The sequence below is a fragment of the Azospirillum griseum genome (assembly GCF_003966125.1).
Classification (GTDB): Bacteria; Pseudomonadota; Alphaproteobacteria; order Azospirillales; family Azospirillaceae; genus Azospirillum; species Azospirillum griseum.
Genome location: NZ_RXMA01000016.1, coordinates 88,956 through 111,184 on the forward strand (window position 1 = coordinate 88,956; position 22,229 = coordinate 111,184).

Annotated in this window: 16 protein-coding genes; 9 read left to right on the top strand and 7 right to left on the bottom strand. The window is 66.9% G+C overall.

Features of this window, described 5'->3' with window-relative positions:
- Positions 1-2: 2 nt before the first annotated feature.
- From glpD to glpK, 8 genes are all read left to right on the top strand, one after another.
- The gene (glpD, locus tag EJ903_RS16620) at positions 3-1,571 is read left to right on the top strand and encodes a glycerol-3-phosphate dehydrogenase (protein WP_126617451.1); all 1,569 of its coding nucleotides are present in this window, start codon (positions 3-5) and stop codon (positions 1,569-1,571) included.
- Positions 1,568-2,671 carry an ABC transporter ATP-binding protein gene (locus EJ903_RS16625; protein ID WP_126617453.1) on the top strand — a complete coding sequence of 368 codons (1,104 nt, stop codon included), beginning with the start codon at positions 1,568-1,570 and terminating at the stop codon, positions 2,669-2,671. The genes glpD and EJ903_RS16625 overlap by 4 nt, the downstream gene beginning before the upstream one ends.
- A gap of 12 nt (positions 2,672-2,683) precedes the next feature.
- Positions 2,684-3,781, top strand: coding sequence for an ABC transporter ATP-binding protein (locus EJ903_RS16630; RefSeq protein WP_126617455.1), 1,098 nt, complete (start codon positions 2,684-2,686; stop codon positions 3,779-3,781).
- 12 nt (positions 3,782-3,793) lie between these two features.
- Positions 3,794-4,669 carry a carbohydrate ABC transporter permease gene (locus EJ903_RS16635; protein ID WP_126617457.1) on the top strand — a complete coding sequence of 292 codons (876 nt, stop codon included), beginning with the start codon at positions 3,794-3,796 and terminating at the stop codon, positions 4,667-4,669.
- Positions 4,666-5,535, top strand: coding sequence for a carbohydrate ABC transporter permease (locus EJ903_RS16640; protein WP_210211462.1), 870 nt, complete (start codon positions 4,666-4,668; stop codon positions 5,533-5,535). Before EJ903_RS16635 ends, EJ903_RS16640 begins: the two co-directional genes overlap by 4 nt.
- Positions 5,536-5,551: 16 nt before the next feature.
- Positions 5,552-5,830, top strand: a complete 279-nt coding sequence (locus EJ903_RS16645) for a DUF2160 domain-containing protein (RefSeq protein WP_210211463.1) — start codon at positions 5,552-5,554, stop codon at positions 5,828-5,830.
- Positions 5,831-5,997: 167 nt separating this feature from the next.
- Positions 5,998-7,686 carry an ABC transporter substrate-binding protein gene (locus EJ903_RS16650; RefSeq protein WP_377007341.1) on the top strand — a complete coding sequence of 563 codons (1,689 nt, stop codon included), beginning with the start codon at positions 5,998-6,000 and terminating at the stop codon, positions 7,684-7,686.
- Positions 7,687-7,970: 284 nt separating this feature from the next.
- Entirely contained in the window at positions 7,971-9,461 is a 1,491-nt protein-coding gene (gene glpK, locus EJ903_RS16655) for a glycerol kinase GlpK (protein WP_126617459.1), read from the top strand.
- 63 nt (positions 9,462-9,524) lie between these two features.
- Here glpK and EJ903_RS16660 read toward each other — a convergent pair whose 3' ends face one another.
- The 7 genes from EJ903_RS16660 to lldP all read right to left on the bottom strand — a co-directional run bounded on the left by EJ903_RS16660 (position 9,525) and on the right by lldP (position 20,884).
- On the bottom strand, positions 9,525-9,746 hold the full coding sequence (locus tag EJ903_RS16660; protein WP_126617461.1) for a hypothetical protein: 222 nt from the start codon (positions 9,744-9,746) through the stop codon (positions 9,525-9,527).
- A gap of 14 nt (positions 9,747-9,760) precedes the next feature.
- Positions 9,761-13,207 (bottom strand): pyruvate carboxylase, encoded by a 3,447-nt coding sequence (locus EJ903_RS16665; protein WP_126617463.1) that lies wholly within the window; start codon positions 13,205-13,207, stop codon positions 9,761-9,763.
- A 141-nt stretch (positions 13,208-13,348) separates the two neighbouring features.
- Positions 13,349-14,008 (bottom strand): LutC/YkgG family protein, encoded by a 660-nt coding sequence (locus tag EJ903_RS16670; protein ID WP_126617465.1) that lies wholly within the window; start codon positions 14,006-14,008, stop codon positions 13,349-13,351.
- Positions 14,001-15,437 carry a LutB/LldF family L-lactate oxidation iron-sulfur protein gene (locus EJ903_RS16675; protein WP_126617467.1) on the bottom strand — a complete coding sequence of 479 codons (1,437 nt, stop codon included), beginning with the start codon at positions 15,435-15,437 and terminating at the stop codon, positions 14,001-14,003. The genes EJ903_RS16670 and EJ903_RS16675 overlap by 8 nt, the downstream gene beginning before the upstream one ends.
- Positions 15,430-16,200 (bottom strand): (Fe-S)-binding protein, encoded by a 771-nt coding sequence (locus EJ903_RS16680; RefSeq protein WP_126617469.1) that lies wholly within the window; start codon positions 16,198-16,200, stop codon positions 15,430-15,432. Before EJ903_RS16680 ends, EJ903_RS16675 begins: the two co-directional genes overlap by 8 nt.
- 63 nt (positions 16,201-16,263) lie before the next feature.
- Positions 16,264-19,119 (bottom strand): FAD-binding and (Fe-S)-binding domain-containing protein, encoded by a 2,856-nt coding sequence (locus EJ903_RS16685; protein WP_126617471.1) that lies wholly within the window; start codon positions 19,117-19,119, stop codon positions 16,264-16,266.
- A gap of 121 nt (positions 19,120-19,240) precedes the next feature.
- Positions 19,241-20,884 (bottom strand): L-lactate permease, encoded by a 1,644-nt coding sequence (gene lldP / locus EJ903_RS16690; RefSeq protein WP_126617473.1) that lies wholly within the window; start codon positions 20,882-20,884, stop codon positions 19,241-19,243.
- A 498-nt stretch (positions 20,885-21,382) separates the two neighbouring features.
- Between lldP and EJ903_RS16695 the strand changes: the two genes are divergently transcribed.
- A complete protein-coding gene (locus EJ903_RS16695; protein ID WP_126617475.1) occupies positions 21,383-22,153 on the top strand; it encodes an FCD domain-containing protein in 771 nt (256 codons plus the stop codon).
- The last annotated feature ends 76 nt before the right edge of the window (positions 22,154-22,229 follow it).

Sequence of the window (22,229 nt, forward strand, 5' to 3'; positions counted from 1 at the left end):
CGATGACGAACGCGTCCAGCGATGCGGTGGATCTGCTGATCGTCGGCGGCGGCGTGAACGGCGCGGGGATTGCCCGCGACGCGATTGGGCGGGGCCTGTCGGTGGTGCTGTGCGAACAGGGCGACCTTGCGGGCGCCACCTCGTCGGCCAGCACGAAGCTGATCCATGGCGGCCTCCGCTATCTCGAATATTACGAATTCCGTCTGGTGCGCGAAGCGTTGCAGGAGCGCGAGGTGCTGTTGCGCGCCGCTCCGCACATTATTTGGCCGCTGCGCTTCATCTTGCCCCACGACAGCAGCATGCGCCCGGCCTGGATGGTGCGCATCGGCTTGTTCCTTTATGATCATTTGGGAAAGCGCAAGCTGCTGCCGGGATCGAACGGCGTCGATCTGACCCGTGCCCCGGCGGGCAAGCCGCTGACCGGTGATTTCACCAAGGCGTTCGAATATTCGGATTGCTGGGTGCAGGACAGCCGTCTGGTGGTGCTGAACGCCATGGACGCGCGCGAACGCGGGGCGGAAATCCTGACCCGCACCCGCTGCGAGAAGGCCCAGCGCCTGAACGGCGAATGGGTCGCCACGCTGGTCAACACCGACAGCGGCGAAACCCGCACCGTGCGCGCCCGCGCGCTGGTGAACGCCGCCGGTCCCTGGGTGCGCGACGTCATCAGCCGCCGCACCGGGGCCACGGTGGACAAGTCGGTGCGTCTGGTGAAGGGCAGTCACATCGTGGTTCCGAAGATGTATGAGGGCGATCACGCCTACATCTTCCAGAACGACGACCGCCGCATCGTCTTCGCCATTCCGTACGAGGGCAAATTCACCCTGATCGGCACGACCGACCAGGATTACACCGGCGATCCCGGTGCGGTGGCCATCGGCGACGATGAAATCACCTACATGTGCCGGGCGGTGTCGCGCTACTTCAAGCGGCCCGTGACCGAAAGCGATGTGGTGTGGAGCTACAGCGGCGTGCGTCCGCTGTTCGACGACGCCAGCGGCAACGCGTCCGCCGTCACCCGCGATTACGTGCTGGAGATGGACACGCCCGCCGGACAAGCGCCGATGCTGTCGATCTTCGGCGGCAAGATCACCACCTTCCGCCGTCTGGCCGAAGAGGCGACCGACAAGCTGCTGGCCGCGCTGGGCCGCAAGGGCGGCTGCTGGACCGCCGATTTCGCGCTGCCCGGCGGCGACATCGCCAACGCCGATTTCAACGCCTTCCTGACCGATCTGCGCCGCCGCCGCCCCTGGCTGCCCGAAGACACCGCGCTGCGCCTGGCCCGCGCCTATGGCACGCGGGTGGACCGGGTGCTGGGCAAGGCCACCAGCCTGTCCGACCTGGGCCGCGATTTCGGCGGCGGGGTCTATGAAGCGGAACTGATCCACGCCGCCACCGAGGAGTTCGCCATCAGCGGCGAGGATTTCCTGTGGCGTCGTTCGAAACTTGGGCTGCACCTGGACGCGACGATCCGGGACGCCATCGGCGCGTGGTTTGACCAGCGCCGACACGCTGCGGCGGCCGCCGCCGACAATCAGGGCGGGCGGCTGTCGATGGGAGGACTCCGGTGACTGTAACCCTTGAGGGCGTCAGCAAAAAGGTTGGCGCCGATCTTCATCTTCACCCCCTGTCCCTGGCGCTCCAGCCCGGCACCTTCAACGTGCTGTTGGGCCGGACGCTGGCGGGCAAAACCACCCTGATGCGGCTGCTGGCCGGTCTGGACGCGCCCAGCGCCGGGCGGGTTCTGGAAAACGGCAAGGACGTGACGGGCGCGCCGGTTCGCCAGCGCGACATCGCCATGGTCTATCAGCAGTTCATCAATTATCCGGCGATGTCGGTCTACGACAACATCGCCTCGCCGCTGCGCCGTCAGGGCAAATCGGCGACCGAGATCGACGCGCAGGTGCGGCGCACCGCCGACATGCTGCGCATCACCCCCTATCTGGGCCGCCTGCCCGCCGAACTGTCGGGTGGCCAGCAGCAGCGCTGCGCCATCGCCCGCGCGCTGGTGAAGAACGCCGGTCTGCTGCTGCTCGACGAGCCGCTGGTCAATCTGGATTACAAGCTGCGCGAGGAGCTGCGCGCCGAACTGCGCGACATCTTCGCCGACGGCAAGACCACCGTGGTTTACGCCACCACCGAACCGCAAGAGGCGCTGATCCTGGGCGGGGCCGTCACGGTCCTGCACGAAGGCCGCCTGTTGCAGACCGGCCCGACCAACGCGGTGTTCCAGGCTCCGGCGACCGAGGAATGCGCGTCGGTGTTCAGCGACCCGCCGATGAACGTGCTGGAAGCCATCCTGACCAACGACCGGGTGGCGCTCAGCGACGGGACCAGCCTGCCGCTGTCCGCCCACGACCGCAATTTGCCCGCCGGTCCCTGCCGCGTCGGCATCCGCGCCAACCATCTGACGGTGCTGCGCCGGTCCGACCGGCTGGTTCCGATCACCGGGCGGGTGGAACTGTCGGAAATCAGCGGTTCGGAAACCTTCATCCACCTGCGCCACGGCAACACCACGCTGATCGCGCGGGAGGATGGCGTCCACACCCACCCCATCGGGTCCGAGATCCAGGTCTACGCCGACCCCGACCGCATCTTCGTCTTCTCCACGGCGGGCGACCTCGTCGCCGCTCCGCAGGGCCGACGCGGCATGCTGCGCAACATCGCGTGAGGCGCTGACATCATGGCGACCATTGAATTCGACAATCTGGGCCATTCCTATCACCCCCGGCCCAGCTCGCCGACCGATTACGCCCTGCGCCGCCTGTCGCAGGAGTGGGAGGACGGCAAGGCCTACGCGCTGCTCGGCCCGTCGGGCTGCGGCAAATCCACCCTGTTGAACATCATCTCCGGCCTGCTGGTTCCCAGCGAAGGGCGCGTGCTGTTCGACGGGCTGGACGTGACCCGCTGCACCCCGGAAGAGCGCAACATCGCCCAGGTCTTCCAGTTCCCGGTCATCTACGACACGATGACCGTTTACGAAAACCTCGCCTTCCCGCTGCGCAACCGCAAGGTTCCCGAGGCCGATGTCGACCGCCGCGTCCGCCAAGTGGCCGAGGCGCTGGACCTGACGGCGGACTTGAAGAAGCGCGCTCAGCGGCTGACCCCGGACGCCAAGCAGAAGATTTCCATGGGGCGCGGTCTGGTGCGCTCCGACGTCGCGGCCATCCTGTTCGACGAGCCGCTGACCGTCATCGACCCGCACACCAAATGGATTTTGCGCCGCAAGCTGCGCCAGATTCACGAGGAATACCGCCTGACCATGATCTATGTGACCCACGATCAGGTGGAGGCGCTGACCTTCGCCGACAAGGTCGCGGTCATGTATGAAGGGGCCATGGTCCAGTTGGGCACCCCGCAGGAGCTGTTCGAAGCCCCGCGCCACACCTTCGTCGGCTACTTCATCGGCAGCCCCGGCATCAACCTGATGCCCTGCACGCTGGGCGGCGATCAGGCCATCGTCGAAGGGATTTCCATCCCGCTCGCCCCCGGTTCGGCCAACGGCCTGCCCAACCACGAACTGCCGAAGGTCGGTGCCAAGTTCGAACTGGGCATCCGCCCGGAGTTCGTCGAGCTGACCCGCAGCGGGACCGCCGGGTCGATCCCGGTGCAGGTGGTTGGGGTGGATGATCTCGGCACCTCGAAGCTGGCGACCGTCCGCATGGGCAGCCACACGCTGAAGGCGCGGCTGTCCGAGGATCAGGAAATCCCGCTCGACGCCGCCATCCGCTTCCCCACCCGGTGGACCAAGCTCTACCACGACAGCTATCTCGTGAATTGAGGAGCCAACGCCATGGATAAGGTCCAGGACAACCGGGCTTGGTTCCTGATCATTCCCGTGTTCCTGATCGTCGCCTTCAGCGCCATCCTGCCGCTGATGACCGTCGTCAACTACTCGGTTCAGGAAATCTTCGGCCCCGGCCAGACGCTGTTCGTCGGCACGGAATGGTTTGGCAAGGTGCTGGCCGACGACCGGCTGCACGACGCGCTGTTCCGCCAGATCATCTATTCGCTGGCGGTGCTGGCGATTGAAATCCCCTTGGGCATCGTCATCGCCCTGGGCATGCCCGGCGGACGCAGCGCCAAGACCTCGTTGACGCTGGTGCTGCTGGCCCTGCCGCTGCTGATCCCGTTCAACGTCGTCGGCACCATCTGGCAGATTTTCGGCCGTGGCGACATCGGTCTGGCCGGTGCCACCTTCCGCGCGCTGGGCATCAACTACAACTACACCTCCAGCCCGCTCGACGCCTGGCTGACGGTGCTGGTGATGGACGTGTGGCATTGGACCAGCCTGGTCGCGCTGCTGGCCTACGCCGGTCTGCAATCGATCCCGCCCGCCTTCTATCAGGCGGCCAAGATCGACGGTGCGTCAAAATGGGCGGTGTTCCGCTACATCCAATTGCCCAAGATGCGCGGGGTTCTGGTCATCGCCATCCTGCTGCGCTTCATGGACAGCTTCATGATCTACACCGAACCGTTCGTCCTGACCGGCGGCGGTCCCGGCAACTCCACCACCTTCCTCAGCCAGTATCTGACGCAGATGGCGGTGGGGCAGTTCGACATCGGTCGGGCGGCGGCCTTCTCGATCATCTACTTCCTGATCGTGCTGCTGTTCTCCTTCGTCTTCTACACCATCATCACCAACACCGGCTCGGGAGAGAAGAAATGAGCAAGGCCGCCGCTCTCGCCCCTGGTTCTCTCGCCGCGCCCGCCAACATCCGCAAAGCGCAATCGCGTGTGTCGCGCCGAACCATCATCCTGGTTGCCTACATCGTCTTTTTGATGTTGCCCATCTATTGGATGGTCAACATGTCATTCAAGACGAATGAGGAAATTCTTTCTGGATTGACTTTGTTCCCGCAAGCGCCGACACTGCGGAACTACGCGATCATCTTCACGGACCCGAGCTGGTACAGCGGTTACATCAACTCGATCTATTACGTCACGCTGAACACGGTAATTTCGCTGCTGGTGGCCTTGCCCGCCGCCTACGCCTTCTCCCGCTATCGCTTCATCGGCGACAAGCATGTGTTCTTCTGGCTGCTGACCAACAAGATGGCCCCGCCCGCCGTCTTCCTGCTGCCCTTCTTCCAGCTCTATTCGGAAGTCGGTCTGTTCGACACGCACATCGCGGTGGCGCTGGCCCACTGCCTGTTCAACGTGCCGCTCGCGGTGTGGATTTTGGAAGGCTTCATGTCCGGCGTGCCGCGTGAAATCGACGAGATGGCCTACATCGACGGTTACAGCTTCCCGCGTTTCTTCACCACCGTGTTCATGCCGATGATCCGCGCCGGGATCGGTGTCACCGCCTTCTTCTGCTTCATGTTCAGTTGGGTGGAACTGTTGCTGGCCCGCACGCTGACCTCGGTCAACGCCAAGCCGATCGCCGCGACGATGACCCGCACGGTCAGCGCGTCGGGCATGGATTGGGGCTTGTTGGCGGCGGCGGGGGTGCTGACCATCCTGCCGGGCGCGCTGGTGATCTGGTTTGTCCGCAACTACATCGCCAAGGGCTTCGCCCTGGGCCGCGTGTGATCGGGAGGTCGCGACCATGGATTTGCAATGGATGGCGTGGACCCTGCCGACCGCGCTCTTTTTCACCGGGATTGCCTCCATGCTGGTCCTGATGACCGTGTGGGAACTGGTGTCGCCGACGGTGGAGGCCAAGGGCTTCCTGCCGATGCGCACCACCCGTGGCGACCGTTTGTTCATCGGGCTTCTGGGCAGCGCCTTCATCCATCTGGGATGGTTGGCGGCGACCGATGCCGCGCTGTGGGGGGCGCTGGGCGTTTCCCTGGTGTGGACTGCCTTCGTCATCCGGTTCGGCTGAAGAACCGAACCGGTCCTTCAAGAACAGCTCTCTCGGTCAACCAAGATTTGATCCAATTGGGAGGAATCATGCGTCAGGGAATGACTGCGACCGCGACCAACGGCTCGACGCTGCGTCGTCGGTTGACAGGGGCGGTGATGGCCGGTGGCATCGGTGTGCTGCTCGCCATGGCTTCGGCGGCACCCGCCGCCGCGCTGACCGCCGAACAAGCGGCCGTCGCCAAGAAGATCATCGAGGAGTTGCAGCCCTCCACGCTCTCCAAGGACGAGCAGATGAAGGAGCTGGAGTGGTTCGTCAAGGCGGCCGAACCCTTCAAGGGCATGGACATCAACGTCGCTTCGGAAACGATCACGACGCACGAGTTCGAGTCCAAGACGCTCGCCAAGCTGTTCAGCGAGCTGACCGGGGTCAAGATCAAGCATGATCTGATCCAGGAAGGCGACGTCATCGAAAAGTTGCAGACCCAGATGCAGTCGGGCCGCAACGTCTATGACGCCTACATCAACGACAGCGACCTGATCGGCACCCACGTCCGCTACGGCCACGCCATCCCGCTGTCCGATTTCATGACCGGCGAAGGCAAGGACGTCACCCTGCCGACGCTGGACGTGAAGGACTTCATCGGCACCAGCTTCACCACCGGCCCGGACGGCAAGCTGTACCAACTTCCTGCCCAGCAGTTCGCGAACCTGTACTGGTTCCGCGCCGACTGGTTTGCCCGTCCCGACCTGAAGGAGAAGTTCAAGGCCAAGTATGGCTATGAGCTGGGCGTTCCGGTCGATTGGTCGGCTTACGAGGACATCGCCAATTTCTTCACCAACGACGTGAAGGAAATCGACGGCGTCCGTGTCTATGGCCACATGGATTACGGCAAGAAGGACCCGTCGCTCGGCTGGCGCTTCACCGACGCGTGGCTCTCGATGGCGGGCGGCGGCGACAAGGGCCTGCCGAACGGCAAGCCGGTGGACGAATGGGGCATCCGCGTCGAAGGCTGCCGTCCGGCGGGCGCGTCGGTTTCGCGCGGCGGCGACACCAACGGCCCGGCGGCGGTCTACGCCCTGACCAAGTACATCGACTGGCTGAAGAAGTACGCCCCGCCCGAAGCGGCCGGCATGACCTTCTCCGAAGCCGGGCCGGTTCCGGCCCAGGGCGCGGTCGCCCAGCAGATCTTCTGGTACACCGCCTTCACCGCCGACATGACCAAGCCGGGCCTGCCCGTGGTCAACGCCGACGGCACGCCGAAGTGGCGCATGGCCCCCTCGCCGCACGGCCCGTACTGGGAACAGGGCATGAAGCTGGGCTATCAGGACGTCGGTTCCTGGACCCTGCTGAAGTCCACCCCGCTGGAACGCCGCAAGGCCGCGTGGCTGTACGCGCAGTTCACCGTGTCGAAGACCGCGTCGCTGAAGAAGACGCTGGTCGGTCTGACCCCGATCCGCGAAAGCGACATCAAGTCCGACGCGATGACGGCGGCCGCGCCCAAGCTGGGCGGTCTGGTCGAGTTCTACCGCAGCCCGGCCCGCGTGGCCTGGACGCCGACCGGCACCAACGTGCCGGATTACCCGAAGCTGGCCCCGCTGTGGTGGCAGAACATCGCCGAAGCCGTGACGGGTGAGCGCACCCCGCAGCAGGCGATGGACAATCTGGCCGAGCAGATGGAGCAGGTGATGGCTCGCATGGAGCGCGCCAACATCGGTGGCGACTGCGCGCCCAAGCTGAACGCGAAGAAGGACCCGAAGGAGTGGTTCTCGACCACGAAGGCGCCGAAGGCCAAGCTGGCCGACGAGAAGCCCAAGGGTCAGACCGTGCTCTACGAAGACCTGCTGAAGGCCTGGAAGGAAGGCCGCGCCCAATAACACGGGTGGCGGTTGACGGTTCACCCTCCTGGTTGCGCCGGGGGTAAACCTGGGGCGGCGGTTCGCGCCGCCGCCCCGCTTTTCTTATGGTTCCCCTTTTCCGTTCCGGGAGAGGGAAGGGACCCGCGCAGCGGGACGGGTGCGGGGATGGCATGGCGAATCCCTGGGGCGTGATCGCCGCACCACCTTCAGCACCATTTTCCCGTTGACCTGCGGTTCCCCTCCCTCTGCCGGAACGGAAGAGGGTACACACGACACGACGCCATCCCAGGGGGAAACCACCCATGAGCCGTAACGGCCACATCCTCGCCATCGACCAGGGGACCACGTCGTCGCGGGCCATCGTGTTCGACGGTCGCGGAACGCCCATCGCCGTGGCCCGCCGCGAGTTTCCGCAGCATTACCCCGGCGATGGCTGGGTCGAGCATGATCCCGCCGACATTCTGCGCGATGTCCGCACCGTTGCGCGCGAAGCGATGGAACAGGCCGGGTTGACCGCCGCCGACATCGCCGCCATCGGCATCACCAACCAGCGCGAAACCACCGTGGTGTGGGACCGCGCGACCGGCGAGCCGATCCACCGCGCCATCGTCTGGCAGGACCGCCGCACCGCCGCGCTCTGCCACCAGATCGCCGACGCCGGGCATGGCGAGATGGTCCGGGCCAAGACCGGCCTGTTGATCGACGCCTATTTCTCGGCCACCAAGATCGCCTGGATCCTCGACCATGTTCCGGGCGCGCGCGACCGCGCCGAACGCGGCGAGCTGTGTTTCGGGACCATCGACAGCTTTCTGATCTATCAGTTGACCGGCAAGGCGGTGCACGCCACCGACGCGACCAACGCGTCGCGCACCATGCTGTTCGACATCCACACCCAGGATTGGGACGACGAATTGCTGGGCCTGTTCCGGGTCCCGCGCGCCATGCTGCCGCGCGTGCTCGACAGCTCCGATGATTTCGGCGTCACCGAACCCACCCTTCTTGGTGCCCCGGTTCCCATCGCCGGGGTGGCGGGCGACCAGCAGGCCGCAGCCTTCGGGCAGGCCTGTCTGTCGCCGGGCATGGCGAAATCGACCTACGGGACCGGTTGTTTCGCCCTCATCAACACCGGCACGACGCCGGTGGTGTCGAAGAACCGCTTGCTGACCACCGTCGCCTATCGCCTGAACGGGGTGACGAGCTACGCGCAGGAAGGGTCCATCTTTGTCGCCGGGGCGGCGATCAAGTGGTTGCGCGACGGGTTGGGCATCATCACCCACGCCAGCCAGACCGACGATCTGGCCACCCGCGTGCCGGACAGCCACGGCGTCTATCTGGTTCCGGCCTTTGTCGGTCTGGGCGCGCCCTATTGGGATTCCGAAGCCCGCGCGGCCATTTTCGGCATGACGCTGGACGTCGGCCCCGCCCACATCGCGCGGGCCGCGCTGGAGGCGGTTGCCTACCAGACCCGCGACCTGATGGACGCGATGGCCGGGGATTGGGGCGGGGCGATCAACGCGCTGCGCGTCGATGGCGGCATGGCGGCCAACGATTGGCTGTGTCAGTTCCTGGCCGATCTGTTGGGCATGCCGGTCGAACGGCCCGAGATCATCGAAACCACCGCGCTGGGGGCCGCCTGTCTGGCCGCGCTCAAGGTCGGTCTGTTCGATGGGTTGGAGGCGGTGTCCGCCGGGTGGCGCTGCGAACGGCGGTTCGAACCGCGCATGGATCCGGCCAACCGCGACCGCCTGTTCGCCGGGTGGCGCGACGCGGTGGCCCGCACCCGGTCGCGCTGAAGCTGTGATTGGTGGGGCCATGCCGGTGGTTTTGCGCCACCGGCATGGCCTTTTCTTACCAAATCACTCCGGGGCCGTTCGCCCGCCGCCCCGCGCCGCCCGCCGGAATCGCGTCATGGCGATTTCCAGCAGGGCGGCGTCGCTGACCTCCGCCCCGTCCAGCACATGGCGATGGCGGCGGTTGCTGCCCTGGCCCGCCCGGCGCACGTCGTGGCCCAGCTTGCGCAGGTGCAGGATCGCTTCGTAGAGCCGCTGCGGCTCACCGGTGGCGACGCGCGTGGACATGACCGCGCCCTCCCTCACGCCAGCACGACCAGCAGGTCCTTGGTTTCGACGCTGCGGCCCTGGATGGCGACGATGCGTTCCACCACCCCGGCGCGCTCGGCCCGGACGGTGGTTTCCATCTTCATCGCTTCCAGCGACACCAGCGAATCACCCGCTTCCACCGTCTGTCCGGGTTGAACCAGGATGCCGGTGACGAGGCCGGGCATCGGCGCGCCGACATGGGCCGGGTTGCCGTCCTCCGCCTTGGGGTGGGCGGCGCGGGCGGGGGCAACCTTGCGGTCGCTGATTTTGATCGTGCGCGGCTGGCCGTTCAGCTCGAAGAAGACGGCGCGGCGGCCCTCCTCGTCGGCCTCGCCGGTCGCCAGATAGCGGATCAGCAGCGCCTTGCCGGGTTCCAGCTCGACGCTGGTTTCCTCGCCCTGGATCAGCCCGTGGAAGAAGACCGGGGTCGAGAGCACGCTGACGTCGCCGTAGCTCTTGCGGTGCTGGGCGAAGTCGGTGAACACCTTCGGGTACATCAGGTAGGAGGCAAGCTGCCGGTCGTCGATGGCCAACCCGGTCTTGGTGGCGGCGGCGGCGCGTTCGGCCTCCAGATCGGCGGGCGGCATGGTGGCACCCGGTCGGGCCGACAGCGGGGCCTCGCCCTTCAGAACCTTGCGCTGCAACGCCTCGGGGAAGCCGCCGGGGGGCTGGCCCAGCTCGCCGCGCATCAGTTGCACGACGGACTCGGGGAAGGCGATCTCCTTGGCGGGGTCGAGGATGTCGGCCTCGGTCAGGCCGCCCGTCACCATCATCAGCGCCATGTCGCCGACGACCTTGGAGGTCGGCGTCACCTTCACGATGTCGCCGAACAGCCGGTTCACGGTGGCGTAGGCGCGGACCACATCGTCCCAATGATGCTCCTCAATCCCCAGCGAGCGGGCCTGTTCGCGCAGGTTGGTGTATTGCCCGCCCGGCATTTCGTGGCGGTAGACCTCCGACGATCCCGACCGGATGGTGCTTTCAAACGGCGCGTAGGCGGCGCGCACCTCCTCCCAATAATGGGCGATGCGGCGGATGGAGTCGGGGTCGAGGCCGCTGTCGCGCGGGGTGTGGCGCAGCGCGGCGACGATGGACCCCAACGGCGGTTGCGAGGTCAGGCCGGACAGGCTGTCCATCGCCGCGTCCACCGCGTCCACCCCGGCGTCCACGGCGGCCAGCACGCTGGCCGCACTCGCCCCGGAGGTGTCGTGCGTGTGGAAATGGATCGGCAGGCCGACTTCCTGCTTCAGCGTGCGGATCAGCAGCGACGCGGCGGCGGGCTTGCACAGCCCGGCCATGTCCTTGATCCCCAGAATGTGCGCGCCCGCCGCCTCCAGCTCCTTGGCCAGCGCGACGTAATAGGCCAGATCGTATTTGGGCCGCGACGGGTCGAGCAGATCGCCGGTGTAGCAGATCGCCGCCTCGCAGATCGCCCCGGTGTCGCGCACGGCGTCGATGGCGACGCGCATGTTGTCCACCCAATTCAGGCTGTCGAAGACGCGGAACACGTCCACGCCGCTGCCCGCCGCCTGTTGGACGAACTGGCGCACCACATTGTCGGGGTAATTGGCGTAACCGACGGCGTTGGACGCGCGCAGCAGCATTTGCAGCAGCAGGTTCGGCATGGCGCTGCGCAAGCCGTCCAGCCGTTCCCACGGGTCTTCCTTCAGGAAGCGCATGGCGACGTCGAAGGTCGCCCCGCCCCAGCATTCCACCGAAAACAGATCGGGCAGCAGGCGGGCGTAGGCCGGGGCGACCGCCAGCAGGTCATGGCTGCGCACGCGGGTCGCCAGCAGCGATTGGTGGGCGTCGCGGAAGCTGGTGTCGGTGATCAGCGTCTTGGTCTGCGCCCGCATCCAGCGGGCGACGGCGTCGGCCCCCTGGGTCTGCAACACCTGCTTCAGGCCGGGGGGCGGGGCGTCGTGGGACACGAACGGGGCCTTCGGTTCCGCCGGGCGCGGGTGGTTGCCCGCCTTAAGCTCCGGGTTGCCGTTCACCATCACATCGGCCAGGAAGGTCAGCAGCCGGGTGGCGCGGTCGCGGCGCGGCGGGCGCTGGAACAGCTCCGGCGTGGTGTCGATGAAACGGGTGGTGTAGGCCCCGCTGCGGAACAGCGGGTGGTCGATCAGCGCTTCCAGAAAGGCGAGGTTGGTGGCGACACCGCGAATGCGGAACTCGCGCAGGGCGCGGTCCATGCGGGCGATCGCCTCCTCCGGCGTCGGTGCCCAGGAGACGACCTTTTCCAGCAGGCTGTCGTAATGGCGGGTGATGAGCGCGCCGGAAAAGGCGGTGCCGCCGTCCAGCCGGATGCCGAAACCGTTGGCCCCGCGATAGGCGGTGATGCGGCCGTAATCGGGGATGAAGCTGTTGTCGGGATCCTCGGTCGTGATGCGGCACTGGATGGCGTGGCCGGAAAGGCGGATGCCGGGCTGGTCGGGCACGCCGCTGGCCTCGTCGCCGATGGCGGCCCCGGCGGCGATGCGAATCTGCGCCTTGACGATGTCGATGCCGGTCACGACCTCGGTGATCGTGTGTTCGACCTGGACGCGCGGGTTGACCTCGATGAAGTAAAAGGCCCCGGTGTCGGCGTCCATCAGGAATTCGACGGTTCCGGCGTTGCGGTACTGGGCCGCGCGCGCCAGCTTCAGCGCGGCGTCGCACAGGCCCAGCCGCTCGTCGGTGGTCAGATAGACGGCGGGTGCGCGCTCGACGACCTTCTGGTTGCGGCGCTGCACGGTGCAATCGCGCTCGAACAGATGGACGAGGTTGCCGTGGGAATCGCCGATCACCTGCACCTCGACATGGCGGGCGCGGCGAACCAGCTTTTCCAGATAGACTTCACCGTTGCCAAAGGCGGCCAGCGCCTCGCGCCGGGCAGCGGCGACCAGATCGGGCAGCTCCTTGGCGGTTTCGATGACGCGCATGCCGCGCCCGCCACCGCCCCAACTGGCCTTCAGCATCAGCGGATAGCCGACCTCCTCGGCCAGCCGCGCGGTTTCCACCGGATCGTCGGGCAAGGCACCGGTGGCGGGCATGACCGGAACCCCCGCCGCCACCGCCAGATTGCGCGCCGCCACCTTGTTGCCCAGCAACCGCATGGTGTCGGACGACGGCCCGACGAAGGTGATGCCGTTGGCCGCACAGGCGTCGGCGAAGGCCGGGTTTTCCGACAGGAAGCCGTAGCCGGGATGGATGGCGTCGGCCCCGGTCTGCTTGGCCACGTCGATGATGGCGTCGATGTCGAGATAGGCCTCGATCGGCCCCTTGCCCTCGCCGATGCGGTAACTCTCGTCCGCTTTGAAGCGGTGCAGCGCGAAACGGTCTTCCGTCGAATAGACGGCGACGGTGGGGATCCCCAGTTCGGTGGCCGCGCGCAGCACGCGGATGGCGATCTCGCCGCGATTGGCGACCAGAAGTTTGCGGAAGACGGGCGTCGGCATGGGCGCGGGTTCCTCAAAATATGGGGGCGAGACACAGGCTGTGCAGGCACAAACGGAGACACAGACGCAAACGCGCGTGGTCGCCGGTGCGGTCATCGCACCGGCGGGCCAGCCTTGGAAACTTGACCCTTCGTAGGGGGGTCAGCGAACAATCACGACGACCAGCCGTTTCGGCCCATGCACGCCATAGGCCAGCGTCTGTTCGATGTCCGCCGTCTTGCTGGGGCCGGAGATCAACAGGGCGTTGGTGGGCATGCCATCGGCCCACCGACCGTCGCGCATCGCCTGCCAAAAGCTGTCATACAGGGCATCCGCCCGCAAAAGCGCCACATGGATGTGCGGAACCAGCGACAGCAGCCGGGGTTCCTGGGCGCTGGGCCACAGGATCAGGCTGCCGGTGTCGGCGATGGCCCCCAGCGTGCCGGTCAACCCGGCGTCGATGCCCTCGAACATCTGTTGCTTGAAGTCGTCGATGGGCCGGTCATAGGGGATGAGGTGCAGGCTTCCGCCCGGACCCGCGTTCGCCAGCACCGCGCCGTCGATGGTCTCGGGGGCGTAGAGCAGAGTGGCGGCCCCTTCGCGGGTCAGGAAATCCGTCACCACGGTGGGCCAATCGGCTTCGGTGGCCTCCAGAAACTCGGTGTGGACGGCCTCCATCAGGCGGCGGATGCGGGGCAACCGCTCCTCCGGCGGCCATTGTTTCTCGGCCAGCGGGGCAAAATCGGACGGCGGCGGAGTCAGCGGGTGGGCGTCGCGGGTGCGGCGGAGCGTTCCCAGAATGGCGGCGCGGGCGTCAGACATCGGGGATCCCCTTCTTGCGGGCCAGATCATGCAGGGTTTTGGCGGCAAAGCGCGGCTTGCTGCGCACGTTGGTCCAATCCTTCAGCAGCGGCAGGCTGGCCGGGGCGGCGTTGCCGACGGTGGACAGCGCCGTGGTCGCCAGCCTGTAGGCCAGCGGCGAGCTGTTCATCGCCGCCCAGCCCTTCCACACCAGCGCCTCGGTGCGGCTGGCCTGCGCGCCCGCGTCCTTCACCGCCGTGCCGGGGCGCACCGCCTCGACGCGCAGGCGGCCCATGATCTCGACGATGGGGATTTTGACCGGGCAGATCTCGACGCAGGCGTTGCACATGGTGCAGGCGTGGGGCATCTCGCCGCGCTTGGCCAACCCCTCCATCTGCGGGACCAGGATCTTGCCGATCGGGCCGGGGTAGGGGGCCTGATAGGCGTGGCCGCCGACCTTGGTGTAGACCGGGCAATGATTCATGCAGGCGCCGCAGCGGATGCAGCGCAGCGTGTCGCGCAGTTCGGGATCGGCGTAGACCGACGAACGCCCGTTGTCGAGGATGACGACGTGGATCTCGCGCGGGCCGTCCTTCTCCCCCTCCTTGCGCGGGGAGGAGATCATGTTGACGTAGGTGGTGATCGGTTGACCGGTGGCCGAACGCGGCAGCAGGCTGATGATCGGCGGCACGTCCTCCAGCTTCTCCACCACCTTTTCCAGCCCCATGAAGGCGATGTGGACCGGCGGGACGGTGGTGCACATCCGCCCGTTGCCCTCGTTCTCGATCAGGCAAAGCGTACCGGTTTCCGCCACCGCCGCGTTGACGCCGGACATGCCGACCCCGGCGTTCATGAATTTCTGGCGCAGGATGCGGCGGGCCAGATCGGTCAGGGCGGCGGCGTCCTCGCCGGTGGACGCGGCGTCCTTGATCTTCTGCTTGAACAGGTGGGCGATCTGTTTGGTGTTCAGGTGGATGGCGGGCATGATGATGTGCGACGGCATGGTCCCGTCCAACTGCACGATGTATTCGCCCAGATCGCTTTCCAGCACCTCGATGCCGTGATCCTCAAGGAAGGCGTTGAGGTGCATCTCCTCCGTCACCATCGACTTGCCTTTGACGGCCAGCGTGGCGTTCGCCTTGCGCATGATCTCCAGCGTGATGGCGTTGGCCTCCGCCGTGGTCGCGGCCCAATGCACCTGGATGCCGTTGCGCGTCAGGTTGGTTTCGAGCTGCTCCAGCAATTCGGGCAGCTTCGACAGGGCGCGCAGCCGGACCGACGCGGCGAGCGCGCGCATCCGGTGCCATTCCTGCCCATCGGCGAACTGGACGGCGCGCTTGGTCATCAGCCCGTCCATGGCGCGGCGGAAGTTGCCGCGCAACTCGCTGTCCTGCAACGCCGCCTTGGACGCGGCGGCGAAATTCACGGCCTGGGCGGCGTGGTCAGCCATGGATGCGCTCCTTCAGGAACTGGGCGATGTGCTGGCCCTGGACGGGTTTGCGTCCGGCCTCCAACGCGCCGTTGATGTTCATCAGACAGCCGCAATCGCCTGAGACGACGCGTTTGGCCCCGGTCTGCTCGATGTCGGCCAGCTTGTCGCCCACCATGGCGGCGGAGATGTCCGGGTGGCGGACGGCGAAGGTGCCGCCGAAGCCGCAGCATTCCTTTTCCCGCTTCAGCTCGACCAACTCCACATTGGCCAGTTGGCGCAGCAACGCCTTGGGTTCCTCCACCACGCCCATCTCGCGCTGCGCGTGGCAGGAGGCGTGCCAGGTGATGCGCACCGGCTCGCCCTTGTCGGTCAGTTGCACGTTCAGCACCTGGACCAGGAATTGCGTCAGCTCCCACACGCGGGAGGAGACCTGCACCGCCTTGGCCTCGTCCGGTTCGCCGTGGAACAGGTGGGGCCAGTGTTTCTTCATCATGCCGGCACAGGACCCCGACGGCACGACGATGGGCAGATCGCCGGGGAACAGGTCCAACTGCGCGCGCGCCACCGTCAGCGCGTCGTCGCGGTAGCCGGAATTGTAGGCGGGCTGGCCGCAGCAGCTTTGTCCCTGGGGGAACACCACCTCCAGCCCCTGGGCCTGCAACAGCTCCATCCCCGCCATTCCGGCGTCGGGAAAGAACAGGTCAACCAGACAGGTGCCGAAGAAATAGACCTTGGTTGGCTTGGTCGCCAGTGTGGAGGGCGGCGGTGTGGGGCGGTCCATGGCGGTGGTCCTGTGACGGCGGGGAGGAGAGGCGGTGGTGCGAAGCAGAGGGTTGTGGCCCGGTCAGAAGGCGGGCACCGGCGCTTTGGCGCGCGAGCAGGCGTCCACCAGATACACAATCGAACGGTACGGCACGCCCGCGTGCTGCGACAGCCCGATTTCGCAAGTCCGGCTGGTCGAATAGCCGGATTTGGCCCCGGCGGGCACATCCTTGGCCAGATGGCGCAGGGCGTGGGCGTTGAGTTCCGGCGTGGAGAAACCCTTGTCACCGGCAAAGCCGCAGCAGCCGACATCCTCCGGGATCACCACGTTGCTGGAACAGGCCCGGGCCACGGCGGTCAGGGCACCGTCCAGCCCCATGCGGCGGGTGGAGCAGGTCAGATGCAGCACCACCGGTTCGTCGGTGCGGACGATCTCCAGCCGGGGCAGGGCGTGGCGGTGCAGGAACTCGGCAACGTCCAGAATCGCCAGGCCGCCATCGGTCAGGCGCTTTTTCAGGCGCAGGGCGCAGGGGCTGGTGTCCATCACGATGGGCAGCGCGCTGTTGCGGCTGGCGGCGCGCAGGGCGGCGAGCATCGCGTCGGCCTTGGCGTCGGCCTGGGCGGCCAGACCCTTGCTTTCCAGCGGCATGCCGCAGCATTGCCCGGCCAGATCCTGCGGGTAGAGCACGCGGAACCCGGCCTTGCGCATCAGCCCTTCGACCTTTTGCGGCAGCGGCGTTTGTTCCGGGTCGCTGGCCGCCGGTCCCATGCTGCGGCTGACGCAGCTCGGGATGTAGACGACTTCGGGGATTGCGTCGCTGGACTCGGTCGGGGCCGCCGGGGCGGGGGTGAAGCGGGTGGCGGTCGGCAGGGTGCGCGGCAGGCGGGTGACGTGACCACCGGTCAGCACCCGCGCGGCGGTGTCGAGCGCCGCCGGGCCGACGGTGCGGCGGGCCAGATCGGCCAGACGCAGGCCGGTGCGCGCCATCTCCAGCGTTCCGGCGGTGTGATCGGCCACCCAATCGCCGACGCGCTGGGCGACCGCGCCGCGCCGCTGCCCGCGCAGGGCCTTCACCAGCAACCCGGTTTCGATGCCGACCGGGCAGGCGGTGGAGCACAGGCCGCAGGCCGCACAGGTGTCGATCCCCTGGTAATCATAGGCCGCACTCAGGGCGTCGAGCCGGGCGGGGTCGGCACCGTCGCGGCTCAACCGGGCGATCTCGCGCCACCCGACGATGCGCTGGCGCGGCGACAGGGTGAGCTTGTGCGACGGGCAGGTCGGTTCGCAGAAGCCGCATTCGATGCAGGTGTCCACCAGCCCATGGGCGGCGGGCATCGCCTTCAGATCCTTCAGGTGGGCGTCGGGATCGCCGTTCAGGATGACGCCGGGGTTCAGCAGTCCCAGCGGATCGAACAGACTCTTGATCTCCTTCATCAGGGCGTAGGCCTGCGGCCCCCATTCCAGCTCGACAAAGGGGGCCATGTTGCGGCCGGTCCCGTGTTCGGCCTTCAGCGAGCCGTCGTAATCCCGCACGACCATGGCGCACACCTCGTCCATGAAGCGGCGGTAGCGGTCGATCTCGGCGTCGGTGTCGAACGCCTGGGTGAAGACGAAATGCAGGTTGCCTTCCAGCGCGTGGCCGAAAATGATCGCCTCGTGGTAGCCGTGCTTGGCGAACAGCGCCTGCAAGGCCAGCGTGGCGTCGGCCAGCCGGTCAAGCGGGAAGGCCACATCCTCGATGATGACGGTGGTTCCGGTCTGGCGCACCGCGCCCACCGCCGGGAACAGCCCCTTGCGGATCTTCCAAAAGCCCTCGCAGGCCTGCGGATCGGTGGTGAAGGCCCCATCGCCGATGGTGGTGGTCTGGGCCAGCACCGCGCCGATGCCCTCCACCTGCGCGGCCAGCGCGTCGGCGCTTTCCGCGCGGGTTTCCACCAGCAGGGCGGCGGCGTCCGGGCCGAATCCCTTGATGGCGGGCGGCATGCCGGGCTTGTTTTCGATGGAGCGCAGTCCGGCGCGATCGATCAGCTCCACCGCCGACACCGGCGTCGGCTTCAGCAGGGCGACGGCGCGGCAGGCTTCGGCGATGTCGGGGAAGAACAGCAGCGCGCTGGCCTTGTGCGCGTGCTCCGGGACCGTGCGCAGCGTGATCGCGGACAGGAAGCCCAGCGTGCCTTCCGATCCGATCATCAGATGGGCCAGGATGTCGATGGGATCGCTGTAATCGACCAGCGCGTTCAGGCTGTAGCCGGTGGTGTTCTTGATGCGGAATTTGCTGCGGATGCGCTCGGCCAAGGCGGTGTTGGCGCGGGTGCGGGTTCCCAGCGCGGCCAGCGCGTCGAGCACATGGGCGTGGCTTTGCGCGAAGGCGGCCCGGCTGGCCGGATCGGCGGTGTCGAGCGCGGTTCCGTCGGCCAGCACCAGCCGCATGGACTCCAGGGTCCGGTAGCTGTTCTGGGCGGTGCCGCAGCACATGCCGCTCGCGTTGTTGGCGGCGATGCCGCCGATCTTGGCGGTGTTGATGGAGGCCGGATCGGGGCCGATCTTGCGGCCCAGCGGGGCCAGCTTGCGGTTCGCCTCCGCCCCGATGACGCCGGGTTGCAGCGTGACCAGGGCGGCGTCGGCGGAAATTGCACAACCGCGCCAGCCGTCGCCCAGCACCACCAGCAGGCTGTCGCTGACCGCCTGGCCGGACAGGCTGGTTCCGGCGGCGCGGAAGGTCACGGGCGTGGCGTGGGCGCGGGCGACGCGCAGCAGGCCGACGACCTCCGCCTCGCTCTCCACAATCGCGACGATCTTGGGAATCAGGCGGTAGAAGCTGGCGTCCGTGCCATAGGCCAACGTGCGCAGCGGATCGGTGATGAGGCGCGCGTCGGGCATCAGGCCGCGCAGCTCGGTCAACACGCGATCGTAAGGGGCCGGCAGGGTGGTCAGCATCGGTCCAGGTCCTTTGGATCAGGGGGGCGGATCGGGCGGTGAATCGGGTGTGGCGGGTCAAAAGAGGCAACAGGCCGGTCGGGTGGGGCGGACCCCGCCCGACCGGCGGTTCACGGCACGCTCAGGGGATCATCCAGGGAACCAGATAGGCCTGGATCGTGGTGATGGCGCCGATGATCGCGACAAAGAACAGGCTGTGCTTGACGGTGAAGCGGAACAGGTCGGCTTCGCGCCCCACCAGCCCGACCGCCGCGCAGGCGACCGCGATGGATTGCGGCGAGATCATCTTGCCGGTGACGCCGCCCGTTGTGTTGGCCGTCACCATCAGGATGTCCGACAGGCTGAGCTGTTGCGCCGTGGTGGCTTGCAAGGCGCAGAACAGGGCGTTGGACGAGGTGTCCGACCCGGTCAGGAACACGCCCAGCCAGCCCAGGACCGGCGAGAAGAACGGGAAGGCTTGCCCCGTGCCCGCCAGCAGCAGCGCCAGGGTGGAGGACAGGCCCGAATAGTTGGCGATGAAGGCGAAGGCCAGCACCATGCCGATGGAGTAGATCGGGCGGCGCAGCTCCGACAGCGTTTCGCCGAAGGTGGCGACGGCGGCGGCGGGCTTCATCCGCAGGAACACCACCGTGACCAGCGCGGTCAGCAGGATGGCCGTGCCGGTGGCCGACAGCAGATCGAGCTTGTACACCGCGTCATAGCCCTTGGGCGACGGCACGATGGGGGCGACGCGCATCACCAGCTGGTGCAGCCCGTCGATGGGGAAATAGAGGACGGTGGAGGCCAGCGCGCCGGTCTTGGCGAACAGCGCCTTGAAGGGGGCAAGGCTCCACACCGTGACGATGGCGGTCAGAACCAGGAAGGGCGACCACGCCTTGACCACCTGCCCGGTGGTGTAGACCGGGGCCGACGCCGGGGCGGCCGCCTGTCCTTCGAAGCGGAAGATCCGCTTGGGCTTCCACACCTTCAGGAACAGCGTCAGACAGACCAGGCTGATGAGCGCGGAGGTGATGTCCGGCAGCTCCGGACCGATGTAGTTGGAGGTGAAGAAGACGCCGAATGCAAAGGTCGAACCGGCGACCAGAACGGCGGGCCACGTTTCGCGCACGCCGCGCACGCCGTCCATGATGAAGACGATCCAGAAGGGCACGAACACCGCCAGCAGGGGCAGTTGGCGGCCCGCCATCTGGCCGATCTTGAACGGATCCAGCCCCGTCACCTGACCGGCGACGATCATCGGGATGCCCATCGCGCCGAAGGCCACCGGGGCGGTGTTGGCGATCAGGCACAGACCGGCGGCGTAGAGCGGGTTGAAGCCCAGACCGACCAGCAGCGCGGCGGTGATGGCGACCGGCGCGCCGAACCCGGCGGCCCCCTCCAGAAACGCGCCAAAGGAAAAGCCCACCAGCAGCATTTGCAAACGCTGGTCCTCGGTGATCGACAGCACCGACGAGCGGATGATGTCGAACTGCCCGGTCTTGACCGTGATCTTGTAGAGGAACACCGCCCCGACGATGATCCAGGCGATCGGCCACAGACCATAGAGGAAGCCGTAGACGGCGGACGCAAAGCCCATGCCCAGCGGCATCTTGTAGAACAGGATGGCGACGGCCAGCGCGATGGCGACGGTGATGGTGGCGGCGATGTGCCCCTTCATCCGCAGCACGGCCAAGGCCACGAAGAAGAACAGGATCGGCAACGCCGCGATCAGCGCGGACAGCCACAGGCTTCCCGCCGGATCATAGACCTGCATCCAAGGTTGCATTTTCCATCCATTCGTTTGTGCGACCGCACCGGAATGGCCCGGCGCGACCGCGCGCGCCATGGGGCCACCCGTGTGCGAACAACGGGGGTTCCTGGCCTGGACGGTGTGGGGATTGGGCCGTTGGCGTGGCCGGGCGACCGGCAACACACGGGCGTTCGCCGCCGCCCGATGGCCGCGACGCGGTTGCGCCTTTCGGCGGGACCGTCCGTTCCCCAGAAACCCGGATGCCCTTGACCGCCTGCGTCGCCGGACAAGGAGCTTGCCCGAAACGCGACAGTGTGGACATCTCCTGTCCAAGATTGAAAGCGTGGATAAAAGATTTTACCAAACTGCGCAACGGCAAAACCATTCGTCCGACGATGCACTTTGGTAGGGGGGTGGGGCTTGCATCGCCGTCCGCGCGGGCGGGGCGGTGGACTGGGCGGTGGACGGGGCAGTGGACGGCGTTGGAATCCATGGGGTATGGAAGAACGACACGCGCAGAAGGACCCTTTCCCCATGCCTGGGACGATCAAACCGGCCAAGCTGGCCGACGCCATCGCCGATCATCTGGAAAAGCTGATTCTGGAAGGCGCGCTCCGTCCGGGGGAAAAGCTGCTGGCCGAACGCGAATTGGCGCAAAAGCTGGACGTGTCGCGCCCGTCGCTGCGCGACGCCATCGCCAAGCTGGAGGAGCGCGGGTTGCTGGTGACGGGGCGCAACGGCACCCACATCGCGCAATTCCTGTCCCACATCGGCGACCCGCTGGTGTCGCTGTTGCAGAACAACCCCGACACCACCTTTGACTATCTGGAGTTCCGCAGCGCCATCGAGGTGGAGGCCGCCGCCCTGGCCGCGCGGCGGGCGACCGATCTGGACCGCGACGGCATCCGCGCCATCGTCGCCCGCATGAAGGCCGCCCACGGCAAGGACGACAGCTCCGAAGAGGCGGACTCCGACGCCGAACTGCATCTGGCGATTTATGAGGCGGCGCACAATGTGGTGATGCTGCACATCATGCGCACCCTGTCGGACATGCTGCGCAACGATGTGTTCTACAACCGCGCCGATCTCTATTCCCGCCCCGGTGTGCGCGACCTGCTGCTGGAACAGCATCTGGCCATCGCCGACGCGGTGCTGGCGGGCGATGGCGACCGCGCCCGGGCGGCGGCGGCGGCGCACGTCGCCTTCACCCTGAAAACCCTGCGCGAGATCCGCGAGAACGACGCCCGGCTGAAGGTGTCCTTGCGGCGGATCGGGCGCACCGATCTGATCGACTCGTCGGATTGATCCAACGGAGAACAAAGGGAAACTGGCAGCAATCCCCGCCGCAGAGTACACTTTCACCGTTGATGACGACGAACGA